At 44.0% G+C, this 16,946-nt stretch carries 16 protein-coding genes and 1 other RNA gene; 13 read left to right on the forward strand and 4 right to left on the reverse strand.

The window, feature by feature from the left end; translation table 11 throughout:
• Positions 1-442: 442 nt before the first annotated feature.
• From AB6E08_RS14900 to AB6E08_RS14910, 3 genes are all read left to right on the forward strand, one after another.
• On the forward strand, positions 443-1,561 hold the full coding sequence (locus tag AB6E08_RS14900) for an efflux RND transporter periplasmic adaptor subunit (protein ID WP_372067116.1): 1,119 nt from the start codon (positions 443-445) through the stop codon (positions 1,559-1,561).
• On the forward strand, positions 1,561-4,674 hold the full coding sequence (gene vexH, locus AB6E08_RS14905) for a vibriobactin export RND transporter permease subunit VexH (protein ID WP_372067119.1): 3,114 nt from the start codon (positions 1,561-1,563) through the stop codon (positions 4,672-4,674). The genes AB6E08_RS14900 and vexH overlap by 1 nt, the downstream gene beginning before the upstream one ends.
• Positions 4,675-4,832: 158 nt before the next feature.
• Positions 4,833-5,153, forward strand: a complete 321-nt coding sequence (locus tag AB6E08_RS14910) for a DUF1244 domain-containing protein (protein WP_017103199.1) — start codon at positions 4,833-4,835, stop codon at positions 5,151-5,153.
• A gap of 91 nt (positions 5,154-5,244) precedes the next feature.
• Here AB6E08_RS14910 and AB6E08_RS14915 read toward each other — a convergent pair whose 3' ends face one another.
• Positions 5,245-6,312, reverse strand: a complete 1,068-nt coding sequence (locus AB6E08_RS14915) for a PLP-dependent cysteine synthase family protein (protein ID WP_372067123.1) — start codon at positions 6,310-6,312, stop codon at positions 5,245-5,247.
• Positions 6,313-6,459: 147 nt separating this feature from the next.
• Between AB6E08_RS14915 and AB6E08_RS14920 the strand changes: the two genes are divergently transcribed.
• Both AB6E08_RS14920 and AB6E08_RS14925 read left to right on the forward strand, forming a co-directional pair.
• Entirely contained in the window at positions 6,460-6,915 is a 456-nt protein-coding gene (locus AB6E08_RS14920; RefSeq protein ID WP_009847256.1) for an Lrp/AsnC family transcriptional regulator, read from the forward strand.
• An 88-nt stretch (positions 6,916-7,003) separates the two neighbouring features.
• Positions 7,004-7,669, forward strand: a complete 666-nt coding sequence (locus AB6E08_RS14925) for a hypothetical protein (protein WP_372067126.1) — start codon at positions 7,004-7,006, stop codon at positions 7,667-7,669.
• A gap of 302 nt (positions 7,670-7,971) precedes the next feature.
• On the opposite strand, the gene tesB is transcribed toward AB6E08_RS14925, so the two are convergent.
• Positions 7,972-8,832: an acyl-CoA thioesterase II gene (gene tesB, locus AB6E08_RS14930; RefSeq protein WP_012604483.1), complete on the reverse strand. Its 861-nt coding sequence runs from the start codon at positions 8,830-8,832 to the stop codon at positions 7,972-7,974.
• Positions 8,833-9,000: 168 nt separating this feature from the next.
• On the opposite strand from tesB, the gene AB6E08_RS14935 reads away from it, so the two are divergent.
• Complete coding sequence (locus AB6E08_RS14935; RefSeq protein WP_009847253.1) at positions 9,001-9,441, forward strand: YbaY family lipoprotein; 441 nt, start codon at positions 9,001-9,003, stop codon at positions 9,439-9,441.
• A gap of 76 nt (positions 9,442-9,517) precedes the next feature.
• Here AB6E08_RS14935 and AB6E08_RS14940 read toward each other — a convergent pair whose 3' ends face one another.
• Positions 9,518-9,820, reverse strand: coding sequence for an MGMT family protein (locus AB6E08_RS14940; RefSeq protein WP_372067128.1), 303 nt, complete (start codon positions 9,818-9,820; stop codon positions 9,518-9,520).
• A gap of 51 nt (positions 9,821-9,871) precedes the next feature.
• Between AB6E08_RS14940 and AB6E08_RS14945 the strand changes: the two genes are divergently transcribed.
• From AB6E08_RS14945 to AB6E08_RS14965, 5 genes are all read left to right on the forward strand, one after another.
• A complete protein-coding gene (locus AB6E08_RS14945) occupies positions 9,872-10,615 on the forward strand; it encodes a hypothetical protein (protein WP_009847251.1) in 744 nt (247 codons plus the stop codon).
• Between the two features lie 196 nt (positions 10,616-10,811).
• An RNA gene (gene ffs, locus AB6E08_RS14950) (signal recognition particle sRNA small type) lies at positions 10,812-10,908 on the forward strand.
• A gap of 139 nt (positions 10,909-11,047) precedes the next feature.
• A complete protein-coding gene (locus AB6E08_RS14955; RefSeq protein WP_372044232.1) occupies positions 11,048-11,671 on the forward strand; it encodes a Tn7 transposase TnsA N-terminal domain-containing protein in 624 nt (207 codons plus the stop codon).
• Positions 11,672-11,673: 2 nt separating this feature from the next.
• On the forward strand, positions 11,674-13,539 hold the full coding sequence (locus AB6E08_RS14960) for a Mu transposase C-terminal domain-containing protein (protein WP_372067161.1): 1,866 nt from the start codon (positions 11,674-11,676) through the stop codon (positions 13,537-13,539).
• Positions 13,508-14,602 carry a TniB family NTP-binding protein gene (locus AB6E08_RS14965; RefSeq protein WP_372067130.1) on the forward strand — a complete coding sequence of 365 codons (1,095 nt, stop codon included), beginning with the start codon at positions 13,508-13,510 and terminating at the stop codon, positions 14,600-14,602. Before AB6E08_RS14960 ends, AB6E08_RS14965 begins: the two co-directional genes overlap by 32 nt.
• A gap of 3 nt (positions 14,603-14,605) precedes the next feature.
• On the opposite strand, the gene AB6E08_RS14970 is transcribed toward AB6E08_RS14965, so the two are convergent.
• A complete protein-coding gene (locus AB6E08_RS14970; RefSeq protein ID WP_050634805.1) occupies positions 14,606-14,914 on the reverse strand; it encodes a helix-turn-helix domain-containing protein in 309 nt (102 codons plus the stop codon).
• A gap of 101 nt (positions 14,915-15,015) precedes the next feature.
• Between AB6E08_RS14970 and AB6E08_RS14975 the strand changes: the two genes are divergently transcribed.
• Positions 15,016-15,561 (forward strand): hypothetical protein, encoded by a 546-nt coding sequence (locus AB6E08_RS14975; protein WP_372067132.1) that lies wholly within the window; start codon positions 15,016-15,018, stop codon positions 15,559-15,561.
• Complete coding sequence (locus AB6E08_RS14980) at positions 15,555-16,937, forward strand: DEAD/DEAH box helicase (protein WP_372067135.1); 1,383 nt, start codon at positions 15,555-15,557, stop codon at positions 16,935-16,937. Before AB6E08_RS14975 ends, AB6E08_RS14980 begins: the two co-directional genes overlap by 7 nt.
• Positions 16,938-16,946 lie beyond the last annotated feature (9 nt).

Consider the following 16,946-nt stretch of genomic DNA (forward strand, 5'->3'; position numbering starts at 1 on the left):
GGCAGTGCCGGCAGATTTACAGTCTGCTCCCTTTGGCCACTCGGGAACCCCTCCAGGGTGTTTTTCCTAACTCATAATGGATAGGCTAAAGAGATGTTTTTCCCAACGCATCTCTCAAGTGCGGAGCGCATCATAGCAAACACGTTAAACCTGTAAAGGGTTTTTCTTATGGTTTTGTGTTAAATGCTGCCTTTTTGGGCAAAGATGGCGAAAAGTACGCATATTGCTCGTGAAGTGAACATCTGTATTAAGATTTACGTACTGATAGGTAACACCTTGAGGTAATTAGCTTTATGTTTCGTGTTTGGTTCGTGTCATTCGTCATGAAACGTCAATTGAATTTAACTTAGATTTACACTTCTTGACGTTACAGCATTCATCAGTTGATAGAATACGGTTAATTTCATTTATAGATATTAAATCTCACTTGCAGACCATTATTATGAAGCATAAATCTGTTTTAACCCTGCTTAGCTTGTCTATTCTTATGGCGTCTCCAGCCGTACTTGCAAAGCGCATGGGCCCTAGCACTGTCACTGTTGTTACTGAGCAAGTTGATATTCACCAAGTTAGCCAGTCTCTTTCTTTGGTCGGTAAGTTGGAAGCCGAGCAATCTGTAATGATCACTTCTGAAGTGGCTGGCAGAGTGAACTCTATTAACATCAAAGCCAATCAAGATGTCACCAAAGGGCAGATGTTGGTTCAACTCGATGACGACAAAGCAAAAGCAGCAGTTGCAGAAGCACAAGCATATTTAAAAGATGAAAAGCGTAAGCTTGCAGAATTTCAACGACTAGTGAAACGTAACGCGATCACTCAAACTGAAATTGACGCTCAGAAAACTAACGTAGAGATCGCCAATGCTCGTCTAGCTGCCGCTAATGCCAACCTGAAAGATCTACATATCAGTGCACCTTTCTCTGGTACGGTCGGTTTTATCGACTTTAGCCGCGGCAAAATGGTGACATCGGGTACAGAGCTCGTGACGTTAGATGACTTGTCTGTGATGCAGTTAGATCTTCAGATTCCAGAGCGCTACCTTTCTAAACTGTCTAAAGGTATGACAGTAACGGCTCGCACCAGTGCGTGGGGCGATACTCAGTTCACGGGTACTGTGGTGGGTATTGATTCTCGCATTAACGCTGAAACCTTGAACCTTCGAGTCCGAATTCACTTTGACAATAATAATGATTACCTAAAGCCGGGCATGCTAGTGGCCGCTGATATGGATTTCCCTCCAGTAGAAGCGCCGATCATTCCAGTTCAAGCGCTTGAGTATTCAGGCACTAAGCGTTTCGTTTATGTTATTGGCGAAGATAACAAAGCGACTCGTACTGAAGTATTCCTCGGGGCTCGTCTTGATAACGAAGTCGTGATCGAAAAAGGTATCGAGATTGGTCAGAAGATCGTAGTGCAAGGTATCGTGAACATGCGTGACGGTGTTTTGGTTCAAGAGCTTGCCGTCAATCGCCCGGCTAAACTTGACGGCGATACAGCTAATCTTGATGGCAACAAAGCTAAACTTGAAGAAAATACAGCAGCACAAGAAGGCGCTAACTAATGTTGTTATCTGATGTTTCTGTGAAGAGACCAGTAGCGGCTGTTGTATTGAGCCTGCTTTTGGTTGTGTTTGGTATTGTCTCTTTCAATAAGCTCGCAGTTCGTGAAATGCCCGATATTGAAAGCCCGGTGGTATCGATCAGTACTCGTTATGAAGGTGCATCTGCCACCATCATTGAAAGCCAAATTACCTCCAACCTTGAAGACCAGTTATCCGGCATCAGTGGGATCGATGAAATCGAATCTACGACACGAAACGGATCGTCACGAATCACCATCACCTTTGAACTTGGTTATGACCTCAATACCGGTGTCAGTGATGTGCGTGATGCGGTAGCGCGTGCTCAGCGTTCGTTGCCAGATGAAGCCGATGACCCGATTGTTTACAAAAACAATGGTAGTGGTGAAGCGTCGGTTTACATCAATTTAAGCTCAACTGAGATGGATCGAACGCAGTTAACCGACTACACCGAACGTGTGTTGATTGACCGCTTTAGTTTGATCTCTGGTGTGAGCTCGGTGGATATTTCTGGCGGTTTGTACAAAGTCATGTACGTGAAGCTGAAACCCGCGTTAATGGCGGGTCGTGGTGTTACCGCCTCTGATATTACACAAGCCCTACGTAACGAGAACATTGAAAGCCCGGGTGGCGAAGTGCGTAACGATGCGATTGTGATGTCGGTTCGTACTGCTCGTTCATATACTGAAGCCAAAGATTTCGAATACCTAGTGGTGAAACGTGCCTCTGATAACACACCTATCTACTTGAAAGATGTGGCGGATGTTTACATTGGCGCAGAAAACGAGAACTCGACTTTTAAGAGTGACGGCGTTGTTAACGTCAGTATGGGCATTGTGCCTCAGTCTGATGCCAACCCACTTGAGGTGGCTGACTTAGTCCATAAAGAAGTCGAAGCGATTCAAAAGTTCTTGCCTGACGGAACTCGCTTGGCTGTCGACTATGACTCCACTGTCTTTATCGACCGTTCGATCTCAGAGGTTTACAGCACACTCTTTATTACGGGTGGTTTGGTTATCCTCGTGCTTTACGTCTTCATTGGCCAAGCGCGTGCAACGCTGATTCCAGCCGTGACGGTTCCTGTGTCGCTAATCTCGTCGTTTATTGCAGCGTACTACTTTGGCTTCTCTATCAACCTCATCACCTTGATGGCACTTATCCTGTCTATCGGTTTGGTGGTCGATGATGCGATTGTGGTGGTTGAGAATATTTTCCACCACATTGAACGTGGTGAATCACCATTGCTTGCGGCTTATAAAGGGACACGTGAAGTAGGCTTTGCGGTAATCGCAACCACGCTAGTACTGGTCATGGTGTTCCTACCAATCTCGTTTATGGACGGTATGGTAGGCCTTCTTTTTACTGAGTTCTCGGTACTTTTGGCGATGTCGGTGATCTTCTCATCTGTCATAGCATTAACCTTGACGCCGGTTCTGGGCAGCAAGATCTTAAAGGCGAACGTGAAACCTAATCGCTTCAATCAATTTGTTGAACGTGTGTTTGGTAAGTTAGAAGCTGGATACAAATCGGTATTGCGCCGTGCTCTAAACTGGCGTTGGGCAGCTCCAATCATCATTATTGCGTGTATGGGCGGTAGTTATAGTTTGATGCAACAAGTGCCGTCGCAACTGACGCCACAAGAAGACCGTGGTGTTATCTTTGCGTTTGTTCGTGGTGCCGATGCAACTAGTTACAACCGTATGTCTGCCAACATGGACATCGTTGAAGAACGCCTAATGCCGCTGCTTGGTCAAGGATTCTTGAAGTCATTCAGCATTCAATCGCCAGCGTTTGGTGGTAATGCGGGTGACCAAACGGGCTTCGTTATCATGATCCTGGAAGATTGGGATGAACGTGAAGAGACAGCACAACAAGCCTTGGGCGAGGTACGTAAGTCTTTAGCGGGTATTCCTGATGTACGTGTGTTCCCGTTCATGCCAGGCTTCCGTGGTGGTTCGAGTGAGCCTGTGCAATTTGTACTGGGTGGCTCTGATTACTCTGAGCTTCAGAAATGGGGCGAACTGTTAAAGCAAGCCGCTGAAGACTCTCCAATGATGGAAGGTGCGGACATCGATTACTCTGAGAAAACGCCAGAGTTATTGGTTACCGTAGACAAGCAGCGTGCAGCTGAGCTGGGTGTGAGCGTATCGGATATTTCGGACACGTTAGAAATCATGCTGGGCGGCCGCAGTGAAACCACCTTCGTTGACCGTGGTGAAGAGTATGACGTGTATCTGCGTGGTGATGAAAACAGCTTTAACAACGCCAACGATTTAAGCCAAATCTACATGCGAACTCAATCTGGTGAGCTAGTCACGCTTGATACGCTGACACATATTGAAGAAGTGGCATCATCGATTCGTTTGTCGCACTACAACAAGCAGAAATCAGTCACCATCAAAGCGAACCTAATGGAAGGCTACACGCTGGGCGATGCTTTGGATTTCCTTGATGAACAAGCGATTGAGCAGCTACCGGGTGATATTTCAGTAAGCTACTCAGGCGAGTCTAAAGATTTTAAAGAAAACCAATCGAGTATCTTAGTGGTGTTCGCGCTAGCGATGTTGGTCGCGTACTTGGTATTGGCTGCGCAATTTGAAAGCTTCATCAACCCTCTGGTGGTGATGTTCACCGTACCTATGGGTATCTTTGGTGGCTTCTTAGGCTTGGTGTTGATGAGTCAAGGGCTCAACGTTTACAGCCAGATCGGTATGATCATGTTGATCGGTATGGTGACCAAAAACGGTATCTTGATCGTCGAATTTGCTAACCAACTTCGAGATCGTGGTATTGAATTTGAAAAGGCGATTATTGATGCTTCAGCTCGACGTCTACGCCCAATTTTAATGACGGCGTTCACGACATTAGCTGGTGCAATCCCATTGATTACCTCAACGGGCGCTGGCTATGAAAGCCGAGTGGCAGTAGGTACGGTTATCTTCTTCGGTATGGGCTTCGCGACACTGGTAACTCTGTTTGTAATCCCTGCGATGTACCGACTGATTTCCGGCTCAACACGCTCTCCGGGTCACGTGGAAGCGGAGCTTAATAAAGAACTCAGCCATGATAACGTGGGAAGAAGCAGTCACGGTTAATGAACACGCACGGCTAATGAACACGTACGCTTAATGAGCACGGAATAGTGTAACAATATTGAAAAGCCTGCGTTTGCTCCTAGCGAATTGCAGGCTTTTTTTGTATAACACACAGAGCTCAATGAATTAGTACAATAAATCGAATAAAGGAAAGTAAAGTGGCTGAATTTAAATACAAAGATCTTTCTCAAGAAGAACAAGACAAGCTGGATGCAGCAACCTTTCGTCGCCTGTTAGCACACCTAGACAACAACAAAGATGTCCAAAACATCGACCTGATGATCTTGGCGGGCTTTTGCCGTAACTGTTTCAGTAAGTGGTACAAAGCAGAAGCTGAACAACAAGGTTTAGATTTTGATATCGATGATGCTCGTGAGCGCGTATATGGCATGACTTACGATGAGTGGAAACAAAACCATCAACCAAAAGCGACGCCTGAACAACTCGCGGCATTTGAAGCGAAGCAGAAGCCAGAGTAATTTGTTCTCGTTAGTGATTGATTAACAGAACAAACAAAAAAGAGCCCATCAAGGGCTCTTTTTAATTTTGGCGTCGGTGCTTACTCTGTGGTTAAGCCAACTCACCTGTTTGCGAGAAAGCTTCCAATTTCGCTGCGTAAGGTTGCAGGTCACCAATGTTGTTATTTACCCACTCGTCATTGAAGTAAGTGTCTAGGTAACGCTCGCCGCTGTCACATAGCAAAGTCACAATAGAACCTGTTTCGCCACGTGCTTTCATTTCACTGGCTAACTGAAGCACACCGTACATGTTAGTACCGGTTGATGCGCCAACCTTACGGCCAAGAATATCAGACAACCAATGTGTGGTTGCGATGCTTGCTGCGTCAGGAATTTTACGCATTTCGTCAACCACACCAGGAATGAAGCTTGGCTCTGCGCGTGGGCGACCAATGCCTTCAATCTTGCTGAATGTATTGCCTTTCACGTTCGCATTGCCTGTTTGGAAGTATTCGTGGAATACCGAGTTCTCAGGGTCGACAACACAAAGCTTAGTTTCATGCTGTTGGTAGCGAATGAAGCGGCCGATAGTTGCTGAAGTGCCGCCAGTACCTGGGCTCATTACTACCCACGCTGGAACAGGGTGATCTTCCATCTGCATTTGATTGAAAATGGAGTTCGCGATGTTGTTGTTACCACGCCAGTCGGTTGCGCGCTCAGCGTAGGTAAATTGGTCCATGTAATGGCCATTAAGTTCAGTCGCTAAACGGCGAGACTCATCGTAAATTTCATCTGAGCGGTCAACAAGATGCGCTTGGCCGCCGTAGAATTCAATCTGCTCAATCTTCTTCTTCGCTGTGCATTTCGGCATTACCGCAATAAACGGCAGGCCAAGTAGGCGAGCGAAGTACGCTTCAGATACTGCAGTACTGCCTGATGAAGATTCAATGATCGTTGTTTCTGGGCCAACCCAACCGTTACAGATAGCGTATAAGAACAGAGAACGCGCTAAGCGGTGCTTTAAAGAGCCTGTAGGGTGTGTGCTTTCATCTTTAAGGTAAACATCAATGCCTTCGATACTTGGCAGTTCGAGCTTGATAAGGTGCGTATCCGCTGAGCGTTGGTAGTCGGCTTCAATTCTACGAATCGCGTTGTTAATCCATTGATGGTCAGTGCACATAAGCGTTCTCCTGATCGAGTGTAGGAATTCTTTGTAATTGGTATGCTTCCAATTTAGCTAGAATTTGAGAGAAAAACTTTGCCATATTTGCTTTGTTTTGCTTAAATTGTAGAAAATTATTCTCTTTAAATTCGATTTGGTGAAAGTGTGATAGATGCCGTAGATAAAAAAATATTAAGGCTGTTACAAGAAGACAGCACATTGTCATTGAACGACATTTCAGAAGCGGTCAATCTCACCACGACACCCTGTTGGAAAAGGCTTAAACGCCTCGAAGAAAACGGCATTATTGAAAAAAAAGTGGCGTTATTGAACCCTGAAAAGCTCGAACTTGCTTTTACCGCGTTCGTATTGGTGAAAACCAGTGATCATTCTCATGAGTGGTATGGTCGTTTTGTAAACACCGTATCGGAATTTCCAGAAGTGATGGAGTTTTATCGCATGGCTGGCGAATATGATTATATGATGAAGGTTCAGGTGAAAGACATGAAGTGCTTTGATGATTTCTACAAGCGCTTGGTGAATAGCATTGATGGTATCTCTAATGTGACCTCGACGTTTGCGATGGAGCCATTGAAGTACACGACGGCATTGCCTCTTTAAGCTACACCTAGCTAAAGTTAACTATCGTTTCAGTTTAGATATATTCTCAGTTTAGATCTCGCCTCTGCGATAAAGAAAAGGAATATTCATGTTTGCAAAAGTATCTACTGCTATCCAATTGGTACTGGCCGTTGCCATTTTCTATTTGGGTTACACCATCTATTCGTTTACCAATAAAATCGGTGAAATCGTTGATACTTATCCGCAGGTGATCGAAGATTTATCCGGTCTTACCAAAGGGCTAAAAGTAGAAGAGCTATTAGCGTTTGCTGAACATGTTAATGAGCTTGCTCCTCAGGTGTTAGATACCGTTGAAGACGTCAGAAAGACCGTCGAAAAAGTGAATCAAACCGTTTCATCGGTCGATAATAAAATCCCTGCGATATTAGATGAAGTTAAAAATGTCCGAACGGAAGTCGGGCAGGTAAGAACCGATGTCATCCCGCCCACATTGACTGAATTAAAACGATATCGTGTCGATGTGATGCCACCGATGCTCGCTGAAAGTAAATCCTACCGCGAACAAACTATCCCTATTATTGTTAACGAATCTGAAATGCTACGAGCGGAAGTTCCGGGTATTTTGGCACAAGCGAATTTGCTGGCAGATAAAAGTAAAGAGTTAGCTCAGGGCGCCGCAGAGGGCGCAGTGAAAGGCGTGGTGTTATCGCCATTTAATCTACTGCGAGACGCTGGTGATGGAATTAAAACTCGAGTACAAGGTGAATTCGAACCCTTGCTAGAGGCTGAATAGAGATTACGGACTGTTACGTGACAGCTTGTCGTTAGCATCATTAAAAAGAGAGGCTAGGTATTAAACCTAGCCTCTCTTTTTGTTTTCTCGTAAATATTTTGGGCTTGCAAAAAGCGTTTGTTCGCTATTTATACCAATCACAGTAAGTAAGTGTTCAGGAATAGCGCAGGAAAAAAGCTTGAGAACAAGGCAGAATTTTCTGATAAGTAGTTATTCTACAATCAAAAATTCTAACGAAGTTATCGAGGTTTTTAACAAGCTAGGATGACCAGTTATTTACTACGATTGGTATTACTTGATCGCTATTTAGTAAAACGCATCACACCTTCTTGAACGGCAGTCGCTACGAGCTCACCTTTTTGATTAAAGATCTCGCCACGAACTAGGCCGCGAGTATTAGCTGCCGTTGGGCTTTCAATCGCATAAAGCAGCCATTCATCCATCTTGAATGGGCGGTGGAACCAGATTGAGTGGTCAATCGTTGCCACTTGGAAGTTGGGTGTCATGATCGAAACTTCGTGAGGGTGAAGCGCCGTCACCAAGAACCCCCAATCAGATGCGTAAGCAAGCAGGTATTGGTGAATCAATTGGTTGTCTGGCATCGCGCCATTTGCTCTCACCCAAAGGTATTGTTTTGGGTCGGCTTTCTTAGGGTTAAGCGGGTTCACTATTGTTACCGGGCGCATCTCAATCGGCTTTTCGCCACAGAAAGTCTTACGCAGTTTCTCAGGCAAAAATTCAGCAATGTGACTCGCTAACTCAGTTTCTGATGCAAAATTCTCTGGCCCTGGGATGTTTGGCATTTCATTCTGGTGTTCAAAGCCGGGTGCATCACCATGATAAGAAGCCGTAAGATAGAAAATAGGGCGGCCATTTTGAATCGCTTTCACGCGGCGTGTACTAAAGCTGCGTCCATCTCTTAGGTTCTCAACATCGTAAATAATGGGTTTTTCAGGGTCGCCGGGAAATAGAAAGTAACTGTGGAACGAGTGAACACTGCGGTCGTCTTGAACCGTATAACGAGCAGCAGAAAGCGCTTGCCCTAATACTTGACCGCCGTATACCTGTGGCAGACCTAGGTTCTCACTTTGCCCGCGGAACAGGCCTTCCTCTAGTTTCTCTAGCTGAAGTAAATTGAGTAATTCATTTAAAGGTTGACTCATCGCCAGCATGCCTCTTGGTAAAATAGGTGTCAGATTATGGTGTTAATCATTCAGCTTAGTCAGATATCTGTCAATAAATCATAGGGTTTCGAGACAGAATATGAAAGCTCTCTTATAATTGGTGAGTAGATTTGCCGAGTCCGGCAAACATGTTGAGAGAAATTGAATATGAAAAAGGCTCTAATTCTTATTACGTCTTTAGTATCGTTTGGCCTACTTGTGGGTTGCCAAGCAACATCAGAAACCAGTGCTTCTCAGGAAGTGGTTGCAGAGAACACTCAAGTGATTTCAGGAACAGTAAGCTATCGTGAAAGAATTGCATTGCCAGAGAATGCAGTAGTGACTGTTACGCTAGAAGACATCTCACTGGCTGACGCACCATCGACCGTTATCGCGACTCAAGAGTTCACCACTGACGGTAAGCAAGTACCGTTCGCATTCGAGCTGAGCTACGACAACAACAAGATTAAAGCTAACCACCGTTACAACATGCGCGCAACGATTCACGTTGACGGCAAATTACGTTTCACTACTGACACCATTAAGTCAGTGATTACTGACGTAGAAAACACGCAACAAGCAGACCTACGTTTGGTTGGTGTCCGTTAATTCGAAATCGATGCCACTGTTAAGGCATCTTGATTAAGCTTAATTTAGTCAGTTGAATAGACGATTAGTGGCAGCTCTAGGGCTGCCATTTGTATTTTCTGAGTTTAACTTTTCCCGCGTCACTTACTTCAATCCCTTCTTCTTGCAAATGCTTTTTCTGGCGGTCAAACGAATCCCCTTTCAAAGAGATCTCACCTTTACTATTGATCACCCGATACCAAGGCAGTTTGCTTCCTTCTGGTAGGTTACCCAGCGCTTTACCCACATGGCGCGCATAACCCGGAAATCCTGAAAAACGTGCGATGTCTCCATAAGTTGTTACTTTCCCATATGGAATTTGGTGAATCACAGCAAAGATTTGGGGCAAAAATTGGTCCATACTAAATGTTCCTAGTTCATAAATACCACGGATCGGTAGAAGGAGAGGGCTATGGTATTTTCAACGTTTCAGTTCTTGATCACCACATTATTAGCGGTTGTTTGCGCGAGAGCAATCAGTTTAAGTGAGGGAGATATCCCAGTACTTGCAATGGTCATTCCTGCATTATGGATTCTACCGCAGGGCGGTATCGCAGGTTTAGCTTTGCTTGCTGCCATGACCACTTACGGTCTAACCCTTCCTTTGCAACCCATCACGCTCTCTGTCAGTGTATGGGTGTTATTCCCCCTATTAATGGTGGTCTTTTCAAAACGCAGCAGTTTGTCGGTCGTGATTATTTCTGGCTTGATCGTCGCAACGCTACAAGTCGGGATCATGGTGACGCAATCCGCAGGAAAGCTTGATGGCGTTCCGTGGGTTACCACACTGCAAACCTTGTCGATCATCGTGATTTGGTGGGCAGCCAATCATCTTAAACCAGCCAGTCGACACAGCTGGTGGTCATTAGGCTTAATACTTCCATTATGGATGGCCGATTTACCTTATGCCGCTTTGGTTGCTTTGTGTGTCACGGGTATCATGGCATCGATGGAAACACTGACGCGCTTGAAAACTTTCCGTTGGAATAAGCTGTTGTGTTGGACATTGCCAACAGTCGGTTTTGCGGCTTTGGTGATAACCCCAAGTATCGAAGTGCCTAGTCCCGTTTTTGTGGTGTGGTTATGTTTGTTGGGCACCGCTTGGATGACAGACTACATCCTTCGCACCGAAGATAATGAAGACATCGATATTTAGCTCTTCTGTAACCAAACCTTTCAACTGCAGGCAAATGGCGAATTTACCTGCGATTTGCGAATGGGTTGAATAAAGGATAAGCACTTAGAACGCAATTGTTCAAAAATAGGGTGGAAGGGCTTGCAATGGTTGCTGCGATGCTTAATAATCCAATCACTCTTTGAGGCAAGCCTCTTAGAAAAAGAATCTATGGAGGCTCTGGTCCTCCCGCAACACTAACTTGTGAACTCGGTCAGGCCTGGAAGGGAGCAGCCGCAGCAGGCGACGTGTGTGCCGGGATGTGGCTGGGGCTTCCACCCATTATGAAGCCTGCAATATATGTTCGCATAAATTGCAGGCTTTCTTCATTTCTGCATCATAAGTCTTCATATTTGCACCATAAGTCTTCATAGTCTATTTTTTGTTGTAGGTTTACAACAAAAGTGATTTGCTATGTTCGATCAAACCAAGAAATCATCTCACGTACACAACATCTGTAAGTTCATGAGCTTGAAGAATGATGCTGTTGTCCGCACTCTCTCTATTTTGGAGTTCGATTTCTGCTTTCACCTCGAATATAACGCAAACGTTAAAAGTTTTACCTCTCAACCTTTTGGCTTCCACTATCAATTCAATAATCGTAAGTGCCGATATACCCCAGACTTTTTAGTAACAAATCACAACGAGCAGTCAACCCTCTTCGAAGTAAAACACTCTAGTCAGATTCTCAAACCTGATTTCAGGAATAGATTTGAAGAGAAACAAAGAGTGGCGTTGAATGAGTTCAACAGACGCTTAGTTTTGGTTACTGAGAAACAAATTAGAATGGGACCGACGTTAGATAACTTTAAGTTACTACACCGTTATTCCGGATTGCGAACCGTGACTGAGTTTCAAAAACTAGTATTGGCGTTTATTCAACGAAAACAAATGGTGCAGCTACAAGAGGTGTCTTTGTATTTCGGTTTATCGGAGCAAGACACACTTATCTCTACTCTTCCTTGGATCTCTTCGGGGCAAATCAAAACAGACCTCAACAATATTGGCTTTGGCCTCGAAACCTACGTTTGGTGTTAACTATGCCATCGGACTCTAACAGCATATTTGGGTTCTTTGATGAATTTGAAGCTTCAGAGGGAGAGTCTCAGCAGCTTCCAATAGAGCTAATTCATGAACCTATTGAAATCACCTCAACTATTGATTCTCAACCACCGAAGGTACAGCAAGAAGTTATCCGTCGTATCAAAATCATCGCGTTCGTAGAGAAGCGTTTAAAAGGCGGATGGACCGAGAAAAATTTGAACCCTCTCTTAACTCTTGTGGAATCGGAATTACAACTCATTCCCCCGAGTTGGCGAACTTTAGCAACTTGGAAAAAATCTTACTTTGAAGCGGGGAAAGACCCATGTGCGCTTATTCCTAAGCATACGTTTAAAGGCAATCGACAAAAAGAGTTCGATTCTCAATCTTTAGTTGATGAAGCAATTAACAGCGTATACCTGACTCGTGAACGCTTAAGTGCTGCTGAAGCATATCGATACTATAAGAGTCGAGTGATTCAATTAAATCGTGGGATTGTTGAGGGGAAAATAAAACCAATTGCCGAACGTTCTTTTTACAATCGAATACACGACTTACCTCCTTATGAGGTAGCGAGTGCAAGGTTTGGTAAAAGATACGCAGACCGAGAATTTCGCTCGGTTGGTCAGCAAGTAGTTTCGACCAAACCAATGGAGTATGTCGAAATTGACCATACCCCAGTTCCAGTTATTCTGATTGATGATGAGTTAGATATTCCTTTGGGGCGACCCTACCTGACGATGCTTTATGATCGCTTCAGTAAATGTATCGTTGGGTGCAGTATCAACTTTAGAGAGCCTAGTTTTGACTCTGTCAGAAAGGCGCTATTGAACTCGCTACTAGATAAGAGTTGGGTAAAGCAAAGGTATCCATCCATTGATAATGAATGGCCTTGTCACGGCAAAATTGACTGTTTAGTTGTCGATAATGGTGCTGAATTTTGGAGTCAAAGCTTAGAAGATTCGTTACGGCCTCTAGTCTCTGACATCCAATACAGTCAAGCAGCTAAACCTTGGCGAAAGTCAGGGATCGAAAAGCTGTTTGATCAGATGAATAAAGGGTTAGTGAATTCACTACCTGGAAAAACATTCACCAACCCTACTCAACTACAAGATTACAACCCAAAGAAGGATGCGGTGGTTAGAGTTTCTGTATTTCTTGAATTACTTCATAAATGGATTGTCGATTATTACCACATGGCACCAGATTCAAGAGAACGTGATATTCCATACCACAAGTGGAACCAATCGGAATGGACTCCCTCCTACTACGTTGGTACTGAGAAGGAGCAGTTGAGAGTTGAGCTAGGTTTGCTTAGACACCGAACTATTGGAGTGGCAGGGATTAGACTACATAACTTACGTTATCAGTCCTCCGAACTTATTGAATACCGTAAATATTGGGCATCTAACAATGGTAAAAAGCTTTTTGTTAGGACCAAAACAGACCCCTCTGATATCAGCTACATTCATGTTTACCTAGAATCGGAAAAGAGGTACATAAAAGTTCCAGCGGTAGACAACTCTGGATATACAAAAGGACTGTCCCTTTTTGAACATGAGCGCATACAAAAAGTACGCAGGATTAACACTAAGCAGCTTGCTGATGATGAGGCGCTTGCGGATACATTTCTGTATATGAAAAAACGTATTCAGGAAGAAACCGATAGGTTCCGCAGTGCCAAAAGTAATAAGGGTAGCTTGCCTAAAACGGGTAACACTTCGAAATTAGCAAAATTTAATGATGTGGGCTCAGAGGGGCCAAGCTCAATCAGTACGGCTCCGGCAAAAAAAGAAGCTGCGGTCGTGTTCGATGTTTCAGAACAAGTAGCTGATGATGATTTTGAAGATATTGAGGGGTATTGATTTGAACTTAACATCTAGACAGTTTGAGCAACTAAAACTCTTTGAAACCAGCTTTATCGAGTATCCAGCTATAACTGAAATCTACTCCATTTTCGATCAGCTTCGTTTTAATCACTCCCTTGGCGGTGAACCGGAGTCTTTCTTGTTAACTGGTGAGGCCGGAAGTGGAAAGACGGCTTTGATTAACAACTATTTATCACGCTTTCCGCCGAGTTCAACTTGGAGTAAACAACCTGTTCTTAGCACCAGAGTTCCAAGCCGCATAAATGAACAGAACACGCTTACGCAGTTTTTAGTCGATTTAGATGGAAAGTCAGGTGGAAGAGGTACCCGACGACGTAATGAAATTGCTCTTGGTGAGGCTGTCGTAAAGCAACTTAAACGTAAATCTGTTGAGCTGATTATCGTCAATGAAATTCAAGAGCTTGTGGAGTTTTCTACAGCAGAAGAAAGGCAGGCTATTGCTAATACGTTCAAATACATAAGTGAAGAAGCAAAAGTCTCGTTTGTGTTGGTTGGTATGCCTTATGCTGATGTGATAGCGACAGAGCCGCAATGGAACTCACGATTAAGTTGGAGACGAAAGATTAACTATTTCAAGCTGTTGAAAGCTAACAGCCATTCGAGTGTAACGGCATCTTATAGTTTTGACTTGGAGCAAAAAAAGCACTTTGCTAAATTTGTCGCTGGTTTGAGTGCGAGAATGGGCTTTGATGAACCGCCAGTGCTTACAAAAAATGAAGTGTTATACCCTCTGTTTATTATGTGTAGAGGGGAGTGCCGAGCGTTAAAGCACTTCTTGAAAGACGCACTACTTATGAGTTTCAATGAGAACGTCGATACGATAGACAAAGAGATATTGTCGCGCACGTTTTCATTTAAGTTTCCCTACTTGGATAATCCCTTTAATTGTCCTGTAGAGGAGCTTCGTCTTCATCAAATTGACTCTGGATCGTCTTACAACCTAAATGCCATTGCTTCAGAAGATAAGATACTAGCTCCACGATTTACGGATGCAATTCCATTGAGTATGTTATTGATCAAAAATGGACTTAGAACTTAAGTATTACTTCTCGCTCTTTAGGTTCTCCAACAACACCGCCTTCTCTTCATCACTCATCTTATCAATGGCGCACGCTAACTCAGCGCTCAATTCGCTCCTACAGAAAAAGTAGTTTAGCGGCACGTCTAACTCTTCAGCCATGCGCTCAAGCGTACCAATATCAGGCACATGCCTGCCTTTCTCGTAATGATTCATACGACCGCTAGCAGAACTCTGCTCCATACCAATTTTCACCCCTAAATCTTTTTGGGTGATCTTGGCTTTTTTACGCGCAGCTTTGAGCCTCGCTGGGATGGGGTTGTCTTTTTGCACTTACACATTTCTTTTCAACCTTTAGATAACTTAGATTGTCTAAGTTTTACTGATTTTTGTATACTTAGCAATCCTAAGTTTTTATTGCCTGTAAGAGTCTCATGAAGAAAGTAATCAGAATTAACCCTCACATGTTTAACCTATTGATTGAAAAAGGGATGGATAATTTCTCCGTCACAGAAGCTAGGGATGCTTTGTTAAACGGTACTTCAGCTTTCCCGAGCAAGGACGACGCGCGGAAGTATGTTTATAAGCAACTTCTATCTTTTGAGGAGAAAGGCTGGCTTTCTGTTATTGGGACTCGCAGAGACAAACGTTACCATCAAACTAACGAATTCAAAGCGCTCACAATTGAGCCTAGATCGGCTCGAAATAGGAAAGCTAAAGTCGATTCAATAGCTGTTCAGTCTCCGGAATACTCTATAAATGCATTAGAGCAAGAGAAGAAACAGCATGAAGGTGAGCTGGCGATTACTCTAGGCGAGATTGAGGAATACCAATCGTTGTTAACGCGTTTCCCAAACAACAAGCACGATATGCAGCCGCTATTTAATGCAGCAAGAGAACGCTCAGCCAAGCTATTGGGTAGAATTAATGCACTAACCAACTGGATGCAAGTCGCGCAAAGCAAGGCCCCTCAATGTTAAGAGCATGGCAAGCCGAGTGTGCAGCTCAAGCTATTGAGAAATTCACTTCAAACAAGCATTCACACTTCTTCTGCCAAGCGACTCCTGGAGCTGGTAAAACCGTTATGGCCGCCGAGGTGGCGAGTAGGTTATTTGAACAAGGCATGATTGACTTAGTGCTGTGTTTCTCTCCTTCACTGACTGTTGCGGAAGGGATGCAAAAGACCTTTTCATGGAAGCTCGAATGTTCCTTTAATGGAGGTTTGGGTTCTCTTGGGGGCTCTTACACCTATCAATCCATCCGTTTTTTAGATGAGAACTTCTGGGACACAGTCAGTAAATATCGAGTCTTAGTCGTATTTGATGAGATCCACCATTGTTCGTTTGATGATGATGGGCGGTCAAATTCATGGGGGTTAGAAATTGTCAGTAAGATCCAAGGTTTTGCCCGTTACACATTAGCGCTGTCGGGCACTCCTTGGCGTTCTGATCGACTACCGATTGTCATGGCTGAGTATTCCGACCCCGATGGCAAGGTGGTTTGCGATTACCAATATGGTTTGCAACAGGCCGTTGAAGATAAAGTATGCCGCCGCCCTAAAATCGTTTTAATCGATAATGAACACCTGAGTGTTAAGGCTGGCAGGGACAATCAACATTTCGCCTCTATTCTTGATTGCCTTAAACAATCTGATGTGTCTTATCAAAGTGTCATTCACAACGAAGACGCTATGAATTACATATTAAATAGTGGTTGCCAAAAGCTAGCGCAGATAAGGCAAGAGTCCCCAAGTGCTGGAGGCTTGGTGGTCGCATCTTCTATTAAGCACGCTAAGGACATTCAAAAGCGACTTGTTGAGCACTTTAATCAATCAGCATGCTTAGTGACTTATCATCATGATAATCCGTTAAATGAGATTGAGTCCTTTCGTCACTCAACGGTTCAGTGGATAGTCAGTGTTGGGATGATAAGTGAAGGAACGGATATTCCAAGGCTGCAGGTTTGCTGTCATATGAGTTCGGTAAAAACGGAACTTTACTTCAGGCAAGTACTCGGGCGAATTTTAAGAATCAATGATTCACCCAACCAAGAAGCGTGGTTGTATACCTTTGCCGAAGAAAGTTTGATTGGGTTTGCTGAAAGAATTGAGCAGGACATTCCAGAGTCGTGTCTATTTGTTAAATCGAATGAACAGACTGATGAATCAGATAAGGCGCAGAGTTTTACTCCTATAGTTTTATCGAACGATAAGATTATGGTATCTGGGGAGTCCTCAACTCAACTAAATTGGTCAAAAATCGATGGGGTTCAAAACGCTTTTTACTCTGATTTCGAGGGTTATGATGAGTTACGTTTAGGTGATTTTAAACAAAGAGTTATCGCTACATTCACTTAATCACACCGT

Source organism: Vibrio sp. 10N.247.310.24, assembly GCF_041467175.1.
GTDB classification, from domain to species: domain Bacteria; phylum Pseudomonadota; class Gammaproteobacteria; order Enterobacterales; family Vibrionaceae; genus Vibrio; species Vibrio tasmaniensis_A.

What these genes read in the sequence shown, in the direction of transcription:
- AB6E08_RS14955 (WP_372044232.1), top strand. Translation starts at nt 11,048, where the DNA reads ATGTTCGATCAAACCAAGAAATCATCTCACGTACACAACATCTGTAAG.
- vexH (WP_372067119.1), top strand. Translation starts at nt 1,561, where the DNA reads ATGTTGTTATCTGATGTTTCTGTGAAGAGACCAGTAGCGGCTGTTGTA.
- AB6E08_RS14940 (WP_372067128.1), bottom strand. Translation starts at nt 9,820, where the DNA reads ATGGACCAATTTTTGCCCCAAATCTTTGCTGTGATTCACCAAATTCCA.
- AB6E08_RS14935 (WP_009847253.1), top strand. Translation starts at nt 9,001, where the DNA reads ATGAAAAAGGCTCTAATTCTTATTACGTCTTTAGTATCGTTTGGCCTA.
- AB6E08_RS14960 (WP_372067161.1), top strand. Translation starts at nt 11,674, where the DNA reads ATGCCATCGGACTCTAACAGCATATTTGGGTTCTTTGATGAATTTGAA.
- AB6E08_RS14945 (WP_009847251.1), top strand. Translation starts at nt 9,872, where the DNA reads ATGGTATTTTCAACGTTTCAGTTCTTGATCACCACATTATTAGCGGTT.
- AB6E08_RS14965 (WP_372067130.1), top strand. Translation starts at nt 13,508, where the DNA reads ATGATGATTTTGAAGATATTGAGGGGTATTGATTTGAACTTAACATCT.
- AB6E08_RS14925 (WP_372067126.1), top strand. Translation starts at nt 7,004, where the DNA reads ATGTTTGCAAAAGTATCTACTGCTATCCAATTGGTACTGGCCGTTGCC.
- tesB (WP_012604483.1), bottom strand. Translation starts at nt 8,832, where the DNA reads ATGAGTCAACCTTTAAATGAATTACTCAATTTACTTCAGCTAGAGAAA.
- AB6E08_RS14975 (WP_372067132.1), top strand. Translation starts at nt 15,016, where the DNA reads ATGAAGAAAGTAATCAGAATTAACCCTCACATGTTTAACCTATTGATT.
- AB6E08_RS14980 (WP_372067135.1), top strand. Translation starts at nt 15,555, where the DNA reads ATGTTAAGAGCATGGCAAGCCGAGTGTGCAGCTCAAGCTATTGAGAAA.
- AB6E08_RS14915 (WP_372067123.1), bottom strand. Translation starts at nt 6,312, where the DNA reads ATGTGCACTGACCATCAATGGATTAACAACGCGATTCGTAGAATTGAA.
- AB6E08_RS14900 (WP_372067116.1), top strand. Translation starts at nt 443, where the DNA reads ATGAAGCATAAATCTGTTTTAACCCTGCTTAGCTTGTCTATTCTTATG.